Below are 15,031 nucleotides of genomic sequence, written 5' to 3' on the forward strand. Positions count from 1 at the left end.
GTCGCGTGCGGTGGCGTCATGCGTCGGGCGCCAGGCGTGCGAGTCCGGCGATCACGCGGTCGACCGCGTCACCCCCGCGCGGTTCGTAGCAGTCGGACAGCAGCTTGAGCACGAACTTCATGAGCAGGGGCCGCGGGAGACCGTAGCGCGTGCACAGGTGCATCACCTGCGGGTGCTCGATGAGTCGCACGAACACGCGGCCGAGCGTGTAGTACCCGCCCAGGTCGTCCTTCATGCGCTGCTGGTACGTGGCGAGGGACCGCTCGCGACCCGCGGCGGACCCGCGTGCGAGGCCCTGCGCGATGGCGTCGGCGGCGACGCGCCCCGCCTGCAGGCCGTAGGCGATGCCCTCACCGTTGAACGGGCTGACCATGCCGGCCGCGTCGCCCGCGAGGAGCAGCCCGTCGGCGTACAGCGGGCCGCGGTTGAAGCCCATGGGCAGCGCGGCGCCCCGCACGGGACCGACCTGGTGCTCGGGCGTGAACTCCCACTCGGCGGGCGCGTTGGCCATCCAACGGGCGAACAGGTCCTTGTAGTCGACCTTCGTCGCGGCGGCCGTCGAGCTGACGGAGCCGAGCCCGACGTTCGCGGTGCCGTCGCCGAGCGAGAAGATCCAGCCGTAGCCCGGCATGAGGTTCGAGCGGCCCGGGGCGCCGTCCCACAGCTCGAGGTGCGACTCCATCCACGGGTCGTCGTGGCGCGGGGTGCGGAAGTACGTGCGCACGGCGACGCCCATGGGGCGGTCGTCCCGCTTGGGCCGACCGACGGCCGTGGCGAGCCGGGCCGAGACCCCGTCGGCGGCGATCACGACGGGCGCGCGGTACGTGACCTCGTCGCCCGCGTCGACCGTGCGGCGACCGTCGGCCGCGACGGCCCGTGCGCGCACGCCCACGACCCGGCCCGTGCGCTCGTCGCGCACCGGCCCCGTGACGGACGTGCCCTCGAGCAGCTTGGCGCCCGCGGCGCGCGCGTGCTCCGCGAGCGTCTGGTCGAACGACGTGCGGGCGCGTGCCAGCCCGTAGGACGGGTAGCTCGACAGCTCGGGCCACGGGAGCTCGAGGCGGTGGCCGCCACCGATGACGCGCAGACCACGGTTGCGGACCCAGCCGTCCTGCTCGCGGATCGGCACTCCCATGCGCACGAGCTCGGAGACCGCGCGGGGCGTCAGCCCGTCGCCGCAGATCTTGTCCCGCGGGAACGTGGCCTTCTCCAGCAGCAGCACGTCGAGGCCGGCGGAGGCGCAGTGATAGGCCGCGGAGGCCCCGGTCGGACCTGCGCCGACGACGATGACGTCCGCGTCATCGGTCGTTGCGTCCACCAGGTCACCCCACTTGTGACGTCGTTCACGTGCGCCTCGGCGAGTGTAACCAGCGCCTCTGGGCCTGTCTGCGAAGGTATGGCTTACCTCATCGCCGGGCGAGGACGATGGTCCTGCACCGGCGCCCGAGCAGCGTCGCGACGCCCTGCGGGGCGGCACGTGGCGCCGGTCCGGCCCCCCATCGTCTCCCGGCGGGACCACCCCCGCAGGACCGGTGACGCGCACCGCACACCGGCGCCGCCGGCACCCCGCGCACCGGCGCCGTCGGCACCCCGCGCACCGGCGCCGTCGGCACCCCGCGCACCGGCGCCGTCGGCACCCCGCCGGCCGGCCGCCGACGGGTCAGGGACGCTGCGCCCGGTGCAGCGCGACGACGCCGCCCGTGAGGTTCCGGAACGCGACCTGGCCCCAGCCCGCGCGACGCACCATGAGCCCCAGCCCGCGCTGGTCCGGCCACTCGCGGATCGACTCCGCCAGGTACACGTACGCGTCCGGCTCCTTGGAGACGGCGCGCGCGACCGGCGGCAGCGCCCGCATGAGGTAGTTGGTGTACACCGTGCGGAACGGCGCGAACGTCGGGCGCGAGAACTCGCACACCACCAGACGGCCGCCCGGCCGCGTGACGCGCAGGAGCTCGCGCAGCGCGCCGTCCACGTCCTTCACGTTGCGCAGGCCGAACGACATGGTGACCGCGTCGAACGACTCGTCGGCGAACGGCAGGTGCAGCGCGTCGCCCGCGACGAAGGGCAGGTCCGGGCGCCGGCGACGGCCGACCCGCAGCATGCCGGTCGACAGGTCGCACGGCACGACGTGCACACCGGCGTCCGCGAGCGGCTCGCTCGACGTGCCGGTGCCGGCCGCGAGGTCGAGCACGGTCTCGCCGGGCCGCGCGTCGAGGGCGGCGAGCGTGGCCCGCCGCCACGCACGGTCCTGACCGAGCGAGATCACGTCGTTCGTGAGGTCGTACTTGTGCGCGACCGCGTCGAACATGGCGGCGACGTCGCGGGGGTCCTTGTCGAGGGCGGCGCGAGGCATGCGCCCATGGTCGCAGGTCCGCCGCGCCGGGCGCGCACCGACCAGCGGGTAGCCTGCGGCGTGGAGGCGGCCGCCGGGCCGCGCCGCACGACCGACCCCGGGGGCGTCACCAGCCATGCCGCAGTACGCGATCCTCGTCCACCCCTCGGCGAACCGGGTGTACGCCCAGCACGCCGCTCGCCTGATGCGCGGTGAGCTGCTGGCGCTCGACGGGCTGCTGCTCGACGGGCGCCTCGGTGCGCTCGGCGGGCCCGTCGAGCGCACGATGGGCGGCGTCGGGTACCTCGTGGTCCCCGCACCGGACCTCACCGAGGACGAGCTGCGGGTGCTCGGCAACCTGTCGTCGCTGCTCGCGCTGTTCGAGCTGCGGGACGACGGCGCGCTGGTGCCCCTCGACGTGCAGCGCCTCGACCGGTACGACGACGACCTGCTGACCATCCTGAAGTACGTCGGCAAGACCAACGAGCAGCTCACGCGGCTGCTGCTCAACCTCACCGCCGCCGCCGCGCTGCCGCTCGAGGACTTCCTCGGGTCGCGCGTGCGGGTGCTCGACCCGATGTGCGGGCGCGGCACGACCCTCAACCAGGCGCTCATGTACGGGTGGGACGCGTACGGCGTCGACGTGGACCGCCGCGACGTCGAGGCGTACACCGCGTTCGCCGAGCGGTGGCTCAAGGACAAGCGCCTCAAGCACCGCGTGAGCTCGTCGCGCGTGCGCGTGGCCGGCAAGAACCTGGGACGGCGCACGAGCATCGAGCTCGCCGCGTCCAAGGAGGCGTACCGCGCGGGCGACGTGCAGACGCTCGAGGTCACGCAGGGCGACACCCTCGACACCGACCGCATGTACCGCGCCGGGTTCTTCGACGTCGTCGTCGCGGACGCCCCGTACGGCATCCAGCACGGGTCCGTGACGGGCCCGCGCACGCCGTCGCGCTCCCCGCGCGCCCTGCTCGCCGACGCCATCCCGGTGTGGGCGCACCTGCTGCGCCGCGGCGGCGCGATGGGCCTGTCGTGGAACACCAAGGTCCTCCCCCGCGAGGACCTCGTCGAGATGCTCGTCGACGCCGGTCTCGACCCGCTCGACGACGCGCCGTTCCACGACCTGGCGCACCGGGTCGACCAGGCGGTCGAGCGCGACCTGGTCGTGGCGTCCAAGCCCCGCTGAGACGCACGTCGCACGCCCCCGACGGGAGCCTGCGCTGGTCAGGGCCTACGCTGGACGGCGATGAGCACGTCGCCCAGCTCCCCCGTGACCGGGGGCGTCCCCCGTCCCCTGGTGGTGCGCACCGTCGAGTGCGGGGACCTGCCGACGAGCGACGTGCCGGACCCGGCCGACCTGCTCGACCTGCTCGGACCCGACGCGCCGCTCGCGTGGGTGCGCCGCGGCGACGGGCTCGTCGCGTGGGGCGAGGCCGTGCGCGTCGAGGTCCACGGCGCCGACCGGTTCGCCGCGGCCGAGCGCGCGTGGCAGGACGTGCTCGCCCACGCGATCGTCCGCGACGAGGTCCGCCTGCCCGGCACCGGCCCGGTCGCGTTCGCGTCCTTCGCGTTCGACGACGACTCCCCCGCCGGCGGCGTCGTCGTGGTGCCGCGCGTCGTCGTCGGACGCCGGGACGGGCGCACGTGGCTCACGACCGTGAGCACGGCCGGTGAGCTGGGCCGCACGCCGCGGCTGCGCGACGTCGTCCCCCCGCGCACCGCACCGCACCCGCCGGGCGAGGTCACGTACGGCGACGGCGCGGTGGGCGCCGACGCCTGGCTGGACGTGGTCGCGCGCGGCGTCGACGCGATCCGCTCCGGCGAGGTCGACAAGGTGGTGCTCGCGCGCGACGTGAGCGCCCGCACCGAGCACCCGCTCGACGTGCGGTGGGCGCTGCAGCGCCTGGCGGACCGGTACCGGTCGTGCTGGACGTTCAGCGTCGACGGCATGATCGGCGCGACGCCGGAGCTGCTGGTGCGCTCCGAGCGCGGCCTGGTGACGTCGCGGGTCCTCGCCGGGACCGTCCGGCGCACCGGCGACGACGACGCCGACATGGCCCGTGCCGCGATCCTCGCGCACTCGTCGAAGGACCTCGAGGAGCACGAGTACGCGGTCACGTCGGTCGCCCGCGCGCTCGCGCCGTTCTGCTCGTCGTCGAACGTCCCCGACGTGCCGTTCGTCCTGTCCCTGCCGAACGTGCTGCACCTGGCGTCCGACGTGACGGGCGTCCTGACCGCGCCGCAGGGCGACGAGGCGCACCCGTCGTCGCTGGCGCTCGCCGCCGCGCTGCACCCGACGGCCGCCGTCTGCGGCACACCGACGCAGGCCGCGCGGGAGCTGATCACCCGCATCGAGGGCATGGACCGCGGGCGCTACGCCGGGCCGGTCGGCTGGTTCGGCGCCGACGGCGACGGCGAGTGGGGCATCGCGCTGCGGTGCGCCGAGGTGGACCGCGAGGACCCGCGCCGCCTGCGGCTGTTCGCCGGCTGCGGCGTGGTCGCGGCCTCGGACCCCGCCGCGGAGCTCGCGGAGTCCGTCGCCAAGCTCGACCCCATGCGCCACGCGCTGGGCTGAGCGCGCTCCCCACGCGCCGACGCCACGGACGCTCCCCCACCGGTCGGTGGGAGAGCGTCCGTGGTCGTGGTGCGAGGGCCCGCCGCGGGAGGGGGTGCCACGGCGGGCCCGTCGGTGCGCGCGGCCTGTGGGCCGTCGGCGCACGGGCGCGACCCCGCAAGGCCTGCCCTGGTCCTGGCGGTCCGTCAGCCCCGGCCCTGCTGCTGCTGCAGCCACTCCCAGAGCTGCTCGGGCGTGATGCCGCCCGGCAGACCGCCCTGGTCGCCCTGGCCCTGACCGCCCTGGTCCTGCTGCGGGAGCTGGTCACCGGCGTCGGGCCGCGTCGCGAGCGTCACGTCGACCTCGATCGTCTGCCCGTCGCGCACGACGGTCAGCGTCGCCTCGTCGCCCGAGGACATCGCGCGGACGAACGCCGTCAGCGACTCCGCGCCGCCGACGGGGTCGTCGCCGATCGCCACGATGACGTCGCCGGCCCGCAGGCCGGCCTCGGCCGCCGGGGAGCCCTCGGTGACGGACTCGACGACCGCGCCGCGGCGCGTGACGCCGTCGGCCGTGGCCGTCCCGTCGGACAGCGAGACGCCGAGGAACGCGTGCTCGGCCACACCGTCGTCCATCAGCTGGGCCGCGACGCTCCGCGCCTGGTTCGACGGGATCGCGAAGCCGAGGCCGATGGAGCCGGACTGCGCGCTGAGGGTCGCGATCGACGACGTGATGCCGATGACCTGGCCGGTCGCGTCGAACAGCGGGCCGCCGGAGTTGCCGGGGTTGATCGCCGCGTCGATCTGGATCGCGTTGGTCACGGCCGTCTCGGTGCCGCCGTCCTCCTGCGTGGAGACGGGCCGGTCCACCGCGGAGACGATGCCCGTGGTCACCGTGTTCGCCAGGCCGAGGGGGTTGCCCACGGCCATGACCGGGTCGCCCACGGTCACGTCGTCGGAGTCGCCGAACGCCGCGGCCTGCAGGTCGTCCGGCGGGTCGATGAGCTCGACGACCGCCAGGTCGGTGCTCGCGTCGGTCCCGACGACCTCGCCCTCCAGGATCCGGCCGTCGGTGAGCGTCACCTGGACGTTGCCCTGCGCACCGGAGACGACGTGGTTGTTGGTCAGCACGTGCCCGGCGTCGTCGATGATGACGCCCGAGCCCTGCCCGCCGCCGGACTGCGTCTGCACCTGGATCGCGACGACCGATGCCTGCACGGCGGCCGCCACGGCCCGCCAGTCGGGGTCCTCGGCGCTGGAGCCGGACACGGGGACCTCGTCGTTGCCGGACCGGCCCACGTCCGACAGGGACGCGGCACGGTCGGCACGGTCGGCGTCGTCGAGGACACCGGAGACGGCGACGGAGCCACCGCCCACGAGCAGCCCCGCGACCGCGGCCGACGTGATCCACAGCCAGGCCCGCGAACGCTTCTGCGGCGCCGGTGCGGGCGCGGCCGGCGTGGCCCACGGGTCCGACCCGGGCGGCACCTGACCCGGCGCGCGCGGGGGCACGCCCGCGCCACCGTCGCCGGGGCCGCGGGCGGCGCGGTGCGCCGACTCGTAGCGTGCCCACTCCTGGGCGGGCGTCAGGCGGGCGGTGGTGTCCTGCGGCCGGGGCTCGGCCGCGACCGACGCCGAGCCGTGCGGGGGCAGCGGCTGGGTCGGGTGCTCCTGCGGGTGGCCGCCGGGCTGCGGCGACGGGGGCGTGGTGGTCATGGCTTCCTCCTTGTCGACCACCATGACACCCTGCCGGCCTGAGTTCCCACTCCAGGGAACCTGGGAAGATCCTGTGGGTTTCCCAGGTACGGGTGCGGGGCGCTCAGGTCCGCGGCGACAGCGCCTTGTCCACCGCCGCCGCGACCTGGGCGGCGAGGCGCTCCGCGAGCGACCGACGGTGCGTCCGGTCCACGCGGACCTCCACGACGCTGGTCCCGGTACCCGGTGCCGCGAGCGCGGGCAGCAGACCCTCCGTGTCGACGACGCGGGTGTGCCGCACGCCGTAGCCGGCGCACAGCGCCGCGACGTCCGCACCGTGCGGCGTGGCGAACACGCGCTCGAAGACGTCCGCGCGCTCGGGCTCGCCCGGCTCGAGCGTCGTGAAGACGGATCCGCCGTCGTCGTTGGCGACGACGATCTGCAGGTCGACCGGCGGTTCCGCCGGGCCGCGCAGCAGGCCGCCCACGTCGTGCAGGAACGTCAGGTCGCCGAGGTAGGCCCGCACGCGGCGGTGCGGCAGCGCGAGCGCGACGCCGGTGGCCGTCGCGATGGTGCCGTCGATGCCGGCCAGACCGCGGTTGGCCAGCACGAGGGGTGCCAGGTCCCAGCGCGCCACGAGGTCGAGGTCGCGCACGGGGCTCGAGGAGCCGACGACCAGCACGTCGTCCGGCGCGCTCGCACGGGCCACCGCACGGGCCAGCGCCCACCCGCTGACGCGGGGGCCGCTGCGCGACCGCCGGCCGTCCTCCGCCGCCTGGAGCATGCCGTCCAGCACGTCCTGCGCCGCGGCGTCGGCCGTGCGCCAGGCGTCCAGCCACCCGGACGGCGCCCCGACGCGCCCCTGCCGCATGCGGGCGGGCACGTCGAGCACGACCTGGGACGCGTTGCGCGCCGCGTCCGGCCAGTCCGTCCCGCGCGGCGCGACGACCACCACCTCGACGTCGGGGCGCGCGAGCAGGGCCTGCACGGGGCGCGTCAGCGTCGGCCGACCGAGCACCACGACCCTCCCGACGCGACCGCCCAGGCGGTCGTCGGCGAGCAGCAGCCGGTACGCAGCGACGGCGTTCGGACCCTGCCGCGCGCCGGACGACGGCTCGGCCAGCAGCGGCCACCCGTTCGCCTCCGCCAGGCGGGCGGCGCCCGGTCCCGCGCCGTCACCCGCGACCACGACGGTGGGGACCGCTCCGCGCGACCGGCGCGACGCACGCGCACGGTCCTCGTCGGCGTCGACGACGGTCGCGTGCGCCGGCAGCGCCGCGGGCTCCGCCGGCTGGACGCGTCCCGCCACGTGCGTCAGCCCGGCGTCGGACGGCGCCGGCCACGGCTCGTCACCGGGCACGAGGGGCGGACGGAACGCGAGGTTGAGGTGCACGGGCCCGGGGTCGCCCGTGCGGGCGCCCGTCGCCGCCGCGAGGGCGCGCGAGACCGTCCGCCGCAGGTCGCGGTCCTCGCCGTCGCGCCCCGTCGGTGCCGGCACGTCGACGGCGAGCCGGACCGCGGAGGCGAACAGCTGCGCCTGCTCGGTGGTCTGGTTGGCTCCGGTGCCGCGCAGCTCGTGCGGCCGGTCCGCCGTGAGCAGCACCAGCGGCAGCCCTGCGTGGTGGGCCTCGAGGACCGCCGGGTGCAGGTTCGCCACGGCCGTGCCGGACGTCGTCACGACGGCCACGGGCCGCGCCGGGCCGGGACCGCGCTCACCGGTGTGCGCGGACGCCTTGGACAGCCCCAGGGCGAGGAACGCGGCGTCCCGCTCGTCGACGCGGACGTGCAGGCGCACCGCCGGGGCGCCCGCGGGGCGCTCGTCGTCCGGGCGGGCGGCGTCCGCGAACGCGTACGCCAGGGGTGCGCTGCGGGAGCCCGGGGCGAGCACCACGTCCGCCACCCCGAGCGACGCGAGCGCCTGCACCAGCACGCGCGCGGCGGCGACGGCCGGCGACGCGTCGTCGACCGGCGCGGGCGTCGCCACCGTCCGCCGGCGGCGGCTCGGCGTGGGCGCGTCCTCGGGCACGGGGGTCACGTGCGCCATCATGCCCGAGCCCGCACGGCCGCGAGCCGCGCGCCCCACCGCTCCGCCAGCGCGCGCGGCGCGGCGGCCGCGGCCAGCAGGTCGGGCGAGGGCAGCGGACGCCGGACCTCGATCGCCCCGCCGCGCGGCAGCAGCGGGTCGGTGACCAGGTCGTCGGCGAGCAGCGCGGCGGTCGCCAGGCCGCACGCGTGCGGCAGCTCCGGCAGCGCGGCGGCGAGCGCCAGCCCCGCGGCCAGGCCGACGGAGGTCTCGAGCGCCGACGACACGACCACGGGCAGCCCGACCTGCTCCGCCAGCCGCAGGCACGCGCGCACGCCCCCGAGCGGCTGGACCTTCAGCACGACCACGTCGGCCGCCTGCCGGCGCACCACCGCCAGCGGGTCGTCCCCCAGGCGCACGGCCTCGTCGGCCGCCAGCGGGACGTGCGTCCGACGGCGCAGCGCAGCCAGGTCGTCCACGCCGGGCACGGGCTGCTCGGCGTACTCGAGCCCACCCGCGGCGCGGTCGAGCGCCGCCAGCCTGGCCACGGCCGTGTCGACGTCCCACGCCGCGTTGGCGTCCACCCGGATCGCGCCGTCGGCGCCCAGCGCGTCGCGCACGGCCTCGAGCCGGGCCTCGTCGGCGCCCACCGGCTGCCCCGGCTCGGCCACCTTGACCTTGGCGGTCCGGCACCCGCCGGAGCCGCGGACGATCCGGTGCGCGTGCTCGGGGTCGACGGCCGGGACCGTCACGTTCACCGGGACGTGGGTGCGCACCGGGTCCGGCCAGCCCTCGTCGGCCGCCTCGCGCGCCGCGCGCCACCAGCGCACGGCGACGTCGTCGTCGTAGTCCCAGAACGGGCTGAACTCGCCCCACCCCGCGTCGCCGCGCACGAGCACGCCGTCACGCCGGGTGAGGCCGCGGAACCGGGTGCGCAGGGGCACGTCCCACACGGCGAGGTCGGGCTGTGCGCTCACCGCTACAGGCTAAGCCGCCGTCCCGCCCGGCTCGTTAGGGTGGGGCGGTGAACGAGACCGGCACCCCTGCACCTCTGCCCGCGCGCGTCTCGGAGACGTTCGACCCCGCGCGCTGGCGCGACGTCCCGGGGTTCGAGCACCTCACGGACCTGACGTACCACCGCGGTCACGCCCGGCCCACCCCCGAGCAGGCCGCGGCCGGTGCGGTCGCGCGCGACCTGCCGGTCGTGCGCGTCGCGTTCCACCGCCCGGAGGTGCGCAACGCGTTCCGCCCGCACACGGTCGACGAGCTGTACGCCGTGCTCGACCACGCCCGGACCACGTCGGACGTCGGCACGGTCCTGCTCACCGGCAACGGCCCGTCGCCCAAGGACGGCGGCTGGGCGTTCTGCTCCGGCGGCGACCAGCGGATCCGGGGACGCGACGGGTACCGGTACGCGGACGGCGAGACGGCCGAGGCCGTCGACCCGGCACGCGCCGGGCGGCTGCACATCCTGGAGGTGCAGCGGCTCATCCGCACGATGCCCAAGGTCGTCGTCGCGCTCGTCAACGGGTGGGCCGCCGGCGGCGGGCACTCGCTGCACGTCGTCGCGGACCTGACGATCGCGAGCCGTGAGCACGCGCGCTTCATGCAGACCGACGCCAACGTCGGCTCGTTCGACGGCGGCTACGGCTCGGCGCTGCTCGCGCGCCAGGTGGGCCAGAAGCGCGCGCGGGAGATCTTCTTCCTGGCCCGCGAGTACTCGGCGGACGACGCCCTGGCCTGGGGCGCCGTGAACGACGTCGTCGACCACGCCGACCTGGAGGACGCGGGGCTCGAGTACGCGCGGATCGTCGCCACCAAGTCGCCGCAGGCGGTGCGCATGCTCAAGTTCGCGTTCAACCTGGCGGACGACGGCCTGGCGGGCCAGCAGGTGTTCGCCGGCGAGGCGACGCGGCTGGCGTACATGACGGACGAGGCCGTCGAGGGGCGCGACGCGTTCCTGCAGCGGCGCGACCCCGACTGGTCCGGCTTCCCGTACGCCTACTGACGCCGGACGGCGCCGGTCACGCGCCGGCGCCCCAGGAGGCGAGGTCGACGACGGTGGCGAGCATCGCGCCGCCGCCGACGAGCATGGCGACGAGCACGAGCCCCGCCACCACGACGGCGACGGCGGAGCGCAGGGAGTGGTCCTCGTGCTCACGCGGCACGAAGGAGGGGCGGACGACGGCGGGGAGCGAGGTGTGTGCGGCCATGCGACCAGCGTCGCGCCCCGGACGTGGCCGGCGCGTCGGCCCCACGGACCGCTCGTGCGGCGCCGCCGTCACCCCCACGGTGGCGTCCCGTCCACCGGGAGGACGACCCCGGGCCGCGCCGCCTCCTCACGGGGTACCGCCCCGGGAGCGTGACGTCAGGAGACGGTCAGCGTCCCGCTGCCCGCGGGCACGAGCTCGACCCACGTGTTGCCGGGCGCGAGGGTCGCGTCCGAGCCGTCGGGCAGGAACAGCCGCATCGGCTGGTCCTGCGCGTCCTTCTGCCAGCGCGCGGCGACGGTGCGGCCACCGGTCGCGACGACCGCGTCGCCGGACCCGACGAGCTCGTAGGTCGGCACCGCGGCGCCGCCCTGCGCGCCGTACGACGTGGGCGGGTGCGGCGCGGTGATCGACACGACGTTGACGGCCGAGAGACGCGCCCCGCTGGCGGCGGTCGCCGGCTGCGACCCCTCGGAGCGGAGCCACGTGCCGCTGGCCGCGTCCCAGCTCCAGACCGGGTGCGCCTGGCCGGACAGCCGGAAGTCGAGCGTGGCCGCCGGCGTGCCCGCCGTCACGGCGGCGGCGCGGTCGGCGGAGCGCGCGAACGCGAACTGCTCGCCGGGTGCCGTCCGACCGGGCTCCGCGATCCCCCACCACGTGCTCAGGGACCCGTAGACGTTGTGCGGGGCCGAGCGCCCGCGCACGCGGTACATCCCGGGCGCCCCGCCGTCGTGCGAGACCTCCTGGACGCCGGACTGGGCGACGAGGTCCAGGATCCCCGCCTGCCCGCCCGAGTACGCGAGCAGACCGTGCAGGGGCGCGACGATCAGCGGGTCCATGGGACGCACGGAGCGGATCGGCCCGATCTCCTCGGGAGCCTGCGAGTGGTAGACGGCGACGAAGCGCGAGACCTCGAACTCGACGACGGTCTCCCAGACCACGTCGGCGTTCTCGAGGCCCGACTGCGGGCGCGCGGCCGACGTGTTCTCGATCTTCACCGCGATCGCGGGACGCGGGTCCGGGGCTCCGGGGACGCCCGTCAGCGGCCACGTCGGCGGCACCTCGGGCGCCGGGACGGCCTGCTTGTCGGCGGCGACCTCGGCGCGGTTCGTCACGGTCGGGGCCGGCGTGGCCGTCGGTGACCCGCACGCCGCGAGCGCGAGGAGCGCACCGACCGCCGCCAGGGCGCCCGCCCGTGCCTGCCGCCCGCGCGTCGTGCCCCTGCGTCCCGTCACTGCCATGTCACTCCCCGTCCACCGGCGCCGCGGCCGTCTGCCGCGGACGTGTCCTCCCGGCCCCGTGCACCACCCGCCGGGGCGGCGCCGGACCGCGGACACTCTACGACGCGCGACTTGGAGGGCCCGCACACCCCTGCGCGTCGGCGGGTCCCCGCGGCGCGCACCTCGCGGCGGACGACCTAGGCTGTGCCCGTGGACCGGCCGCTGCGCGACGTGCCCGCGCAGGCACGGGACCTCGTCACCGCCCTGACCGCGGCGCTCGACGGCACCGGCCCGGCGGTGCGGCCCCTCGACGAGCCCGCCCCCGCGCGGTCCGTCCACGTGCCCGCGGACGTGGCGCTGGTCGTGCGCACCTCGGGGTCCAGCGGCCGTCCGCGCGACGTCATGCTGTCCGCCGCGGCGCTGCGCGCCTCCGCGGACGCGACCGCGGCCCGGCTCGGCGGGCCGGGCTCCTGGCTGCTGGCACTGCCCGTGCACCACGTCGCGGGCCTGCAGGTCGTGCTGCGCTCGCTCCTGGCGGGCGGGCCCCCGGCCACCCTCCCCGACGGGCCCTTCCGCGCCGCGACCTTCACACAGGCGGCCCGCGCCGCAACCGACGGGGACGGCCGGCACTACACGTCCCTGGTCCCCACCCAGCTGGTGCGCGTGCTCGACGACGCGGACGCCACCGCCGCGGCGCGCGCCTTCGACGCCGTCCTCGTGGGCGGGGCGGCGTGCCCGCCGCCGCTGCTGGCACGGGCCCGCGCCGCGGGCGTGCGCGTCGTGACGACCTACGGCATGACGGAGACCTGCGGCGGGTGCGTGTACGACGGGCGGCCGCTCGACGGCGTCGAGGTCGCGGTGGACCGTGAGCAGCGCGTCACGCTCACCGGGCCCGTGCTCGCGACCGGCTACCTGCACCGCCCGGACCTCGACGCGACGACGTTCGTCACCGCCGAGGGCCGCCGCTGGCTGCGCACGGCCGACCGGGGACGCCTCGCCGACGGCGTCCTGCACGTGCTCGGCCGGCTCGACGACGTGCTGGTCACCGGCGGCGTGAAGGTCGACCCCCTCGCGGTCGAGGAGGTCGTCGCCCACGTCGCCGACGTGCGCGAGGTGTGCGTGGTCGGCGTCCCGGACCAGCACTGGGGGCAGTCGGTCGTCGCCGTCGTCGTGACCCGGGGCGGCGTCGTCCCGCCCCTGACGCCCCTGCGCACGGCGGTCGCCGCCGTGCTCGGGCCGGCGAGCGCGCCGCGGCAGGTGCTCGTGGTCGACGAGCTGCCGATGCGAGGGCCGGGCAAGCCCGACCGCCGCGCGGTCGCCCGCCTGGCCACGGAGCGCATGGCCTCGCCCACCCGCCCCGACGACGCCCCCTGACGACGAGGAGCACCATGGCCACCGCCTCCGACTGGATCGCCGGCGCCCGCCCGCGCACCCTGCCCGCCGCTGTCGCCCCGGTCCTCGTCGGGACGGGCGCGGCGGCGCAGGTCGACGCGGCGTCCGCCGGCCGTGCGCTGCTCGCGGCGGGCGTGGCCCTCGCGCTGCAGGTGGGCGTCAACTACGCCAACGACTACTCCGACGGGGTGCGCGGCACCGACGTGGACCGCGTCGGTCCCCGGCGGCTCACCGCGTCGGGCGCGGCGGCGCCCCGCCAGGTGCGCGGCGCCGCGTTCACCGCGTTGGGCGTCGCCGCCCTGCTGGGGCTGTGGCTCGTGGTGCTGTCGGGCGCCTGGTGGCTGCTCGCGGTGGGCGCGCTGGCCGTCGTCGCCGCGTGGACGTACACCGGCGGGCGGCGCCCGTACGGGTACCTCGGGCTCGGCGAGGTCGGCGTCTTCGTGTTCTTCGGCCTCGTGGCCGTGCTGGGGACGACGTACACGCAGGCGGGCCGGGTCACGTGGCCGGCGGTGGTCGGCGCCGTCGCGATCGGTCTGCTCGCGTGCGCCCTGCTGATGGCCAACAACCTGCGGGACATCCCCACGGACGCCCTGGTCGGCAAGCGCACGCTCGCCGTCCGGCTCGGCGACCACCGGGCCCGCCGCGCGTACGCGGCGATGGTGGTGCTGCCCGTGCTCCTGGGGGCCGTGTGCGCGGTCGCCGCGCCGTGGTCGCTGCTCGTGCTGCTGCTGCTCGCGCCCGCGGTGCTGCTCGCCGTGGCCGTGCTGGCCGGTGCGCGCGGCATCGCGCTCGTCCCCGTGCTGGGCGGCACGGGCCTGCTCGAGCTCGGGTTCGGGATGCTGCTGGGCCTCGGGCTGGCGCTGTAGGCGCCGACGACGGCGCGCGGCGGTCTCAGGCCCCGCGGTGGTCCTGGACGGCCGACCGCTCGACCTCGGCGTCCTCCGCGTCCTCGTCCGCACCGGCCCCCGCGGCCTGGCCGGCGGCGCCGCGGCGCCGCTCGGCACGAGCGGCGAGGTGGAGCGCGGCCGCGTCGCGCTGCCGGCGCAGCAGCACGTAGGACAGGGCGAACGCGATCACGGCGGCCAGGACGGGAGCCACCCAGGAGCGCATCCCGGCCCACCACAGCACGCCGGTCACGGCGAGGAAGAGGACGACGCGCAGCAGGGAGTAGACGAGAACGGGCACGCCCCCAGGGTAGGCGCCGCCGGGCGCGTCTAGGGTGGACAGGTGCTCAGGTACCTGCCGTTGATCCTCGCCGTCGCCCTCATCATCTACTGCGTCTTCGACGTGCTGGGGAGCGACGAACGGGCACGACGCGGCCTGCCGACCACCGTGTGGCTGCTGATCGTGCTGCTCCCGTTCGTCGGTGGCGTGGTGTGGCTCGTCGTGCGCCGTCGCGCACCGCACGCCGGTGCCCCGGGGGCACGCGGCGGCGGGCCGGTCGCACCGGACGACGACCCGGAGTTCCTGTTCCGGCTCGACCAGGAGCGCCGGCGCCGTCAGCGGCAGGACGGGAGCGACCGGCCGGACGACGGCAGCACCGCCGACGGGAGCAGCACGGCGGACGGGCCGCCGGCGGCCTGAGCCGGCCCGCGCCGACGGCCGT

At 76.8% G+C, this 15,031-nt stretch carries 14 protein-coding genes; 6 read left to right on the top strand and 8 right to left on the bottom strand.

The features are described from left to right. Nucleotides 1–16: 16 nt before the first annotated feature. Together NP075_RS14140 and NP075_RS14145 are read right to left on the bottom strand one after the other, a co-directional pair. A complete protein-coding gene (locus tag NP075_RS14140; RefSeq protein ID WP_227565379.1) occupies nt 17–1,321 on the bottom strand; it encodes a geranylgeranyl reductase family protein in 1,305 nt (434 codons plus the stop codon). Between the two features lie 339 nt (nt 1,322–1,660). After that, complete coding sequence (locus NP075_RS14145; protein WP_227565351.1) at nt 1,661–2,353, bottom strand: demethylmenaquinone methyltransferase; 693 nt, start codon at nt 2,351–2,353, stop codon at nt 1,661–1,663. Nucleotides 2,354–2,468: 115 nt separating this feature from the next. On the opposite strand from NP075_RS14145, the gene NP075_RS14150 reads away from it, so the two are divergent. Both NP075_RS14150 and NP075_RS14155 read left to right on the top strand, forming a co-directional pair. Beyond that, the gene (locus NP075_RS14150) at nt 2,469–3,518 is read left to right on the top strand and encodes a TRM11 family SAM-dependent methyltransferase (protein ID WP_227565350.1); all 1,050 of its coding nucleotides are present in this window, start codon (nt 2,469–2,471) and stop codon (nt 3,516–3,518) included. A gap of 60 nt (nt 3,519–3,578) precedes the next feature. After that, nucleotides 3,579–4,907 carry an isochorismate synthase gene (locus tag NP075_RS14155; protein WP_227565349.1) on the top strand — a complete coding sequence of 443 codons (1,329 nt, stop codon included), beginning with the start codon at nt 3,579–3,581 and terminating at the stop codon, nt 4,905–4,907. Nucleotides 4,908–5,092: 185 nt separating this feature from the next. On the opposite strand, the gene NP075_RS14160 is transcribed toward NP075_RS14155, so the two are convergent. From NP075_RS14160 to NP075_RS14170, 3 genes are all read right to left on the bottom strand, one after another. Further along, the gene (locus tag NP075_RS14160) at nt 5,093–6,601 is read right to left on the bottom strand and encodes a S1C family serine protease (protein WP_227565348.1); all 1,509 of its coding nucleotides are present in this window, start codon (nt 6,599–6,601) and stop codon (nt 5,093–5,095) included. Nucleotides 6,602–6,704: 103 nt separating this feature from the next. Next, a complete protein-coding gene (gene menD, locus NP075_RS14165; protein ID WP_372456732.1) occupies nt 6,705–8,627 on the bottom strand; it encodes a 2-succinyl-5-enolpyruvyl-6-hydroxy-3-cyclohexene-1-carboxylic-acid synthase in 1,923 nt (640 codons plus the stop codon). Further along, nucleotides 8,624–9,580, bottom strand: a complete 957-nt coding sequence (locus tag NP075_RS14170) for an o-succinylbenzoate synthase (RefSeq protein WP_227565347.1) — start codon at nt 9,578–9,580, stop codon at nt 8,624–8,626. Before NP075_RS14170 ends, menD begins: the two co-directional genes overlap by 4 nt. Before the next feature lie 47 nt (nt 9,581–9,627). Here NP075_RS14170 and NP075_RS14175 point away from each other — a divergent pair, with 47 nt between their 5' ends. Then, entirely contained in the window at nt 9,628–10,611 is a 984-nt protein-coding gene (locus NP075_RS14175; protein WP_227565346.1) for a 1,4-dihydroxy-2-naphthoyl-CoA synthase, read from the top strand. A gap of 16 nt (nt 10,612–10,627) precedes the next feature. On the opposite strand, the gene NP075_RS14180 is transcribed toward NP075_RS14175, so the two are convergent. Both NP075_RS14180 and NP075_RS14185 read right to left on the bottom strand, forming a co-directional pair. Next, on the bottom strand, nt 10,628–10,816 hold the full coding sequence (locus NP075_RS14180) for a hypothetical protein (protein ID WP_227565345.1): 189 nt from the start codon (nt 10,814–10,816) through the stop codon (nt 10,628–10,630). 155 nt (nt 10,817–10,971) lie between these two features. Continuing rightward, nucleotides 10,972–12,054, bottom strand: a complete 1,083-nt coding sequence (locus NP075_RS14185; RefSeq protein WP_227565344.1) for a DUF3048 domain-containing protein — start codon at nt 12,052–12,054, stop codon at nt 10,972–10,974. 189 nt (nt 12,055–12,243) lie between these two features. Here NP075_RS14185 and menE point away from each other — a divergent pair, with 189 nt between their 5' ends. Together menE and NP075_RS14195 are read left to right on the top strand one after the other, a co-directional pair. Further along, entirely contained in the window at nt 12,244–13,407 is a 1,164-nt protein-coding gene (menE, locus tag NP075_RS14190) for an o-succinylbenzoate--CoA ligase (protein WP_227565343.1), read from the top strand. A 14-nt stretch (nt 13,408–13,421) separates the two neighbouring features. Beyond that, a complete protein-coding gene (locus NP075_RS14195) occupies nt 13,422–14,291 on the top strand; it encodes a 1,4-dihydroxy-2-naphthoate polyprenyltransferase (protein ID WP_227565342.1) in 870 nt (289 codons plus the stop codon). 25 nt (nt 14,292–14,316) lie between these two features. On the opposite strand, the gene NP075_RS14200 is transcribed toward NP075_RS14195, so the two are convergent. Beyond that, nucleotides 14,317–14,610 (bottom strand): DUF4229 domain-containing protein, encoded by a 294-nt coding sequence (locus tag NP075_RS14200; RefSeq protein ID WP_227565341.1) that lies wholly within the window; start codon nt 14,608–14,610, stop codon nt 14,317–14,319. A gap of 42 nt (nt 14,611–14,652) precedes the next feature. Between NP075_RS14200 and NP075_RS14205 the strand changes: the two genes are divergently transcribed. After that, complete coding sequence (locus NP075_RS14205; protein WP_227565340.1) at nt 14,653–15,009, top strand: PLD nuclease N-terminal domain-containing protein; 357 nt, start codon at nt 14,653–14,655, stop codon at nt 15,007–15,009. The last annotated feature ends 22 nt before the right edge of the window (nt 15,010–15,031 follow it).

It is taken from the genome of Cellulomonas wangsupingiae, from assembly GCF_024508275.1.
GTDB lineage: Bacteria > Actinomycetota > Actinomycetes > Actinomycetales > Cellulomonadaceae > Cellulomonas > Cellulomonas wangsupingiae.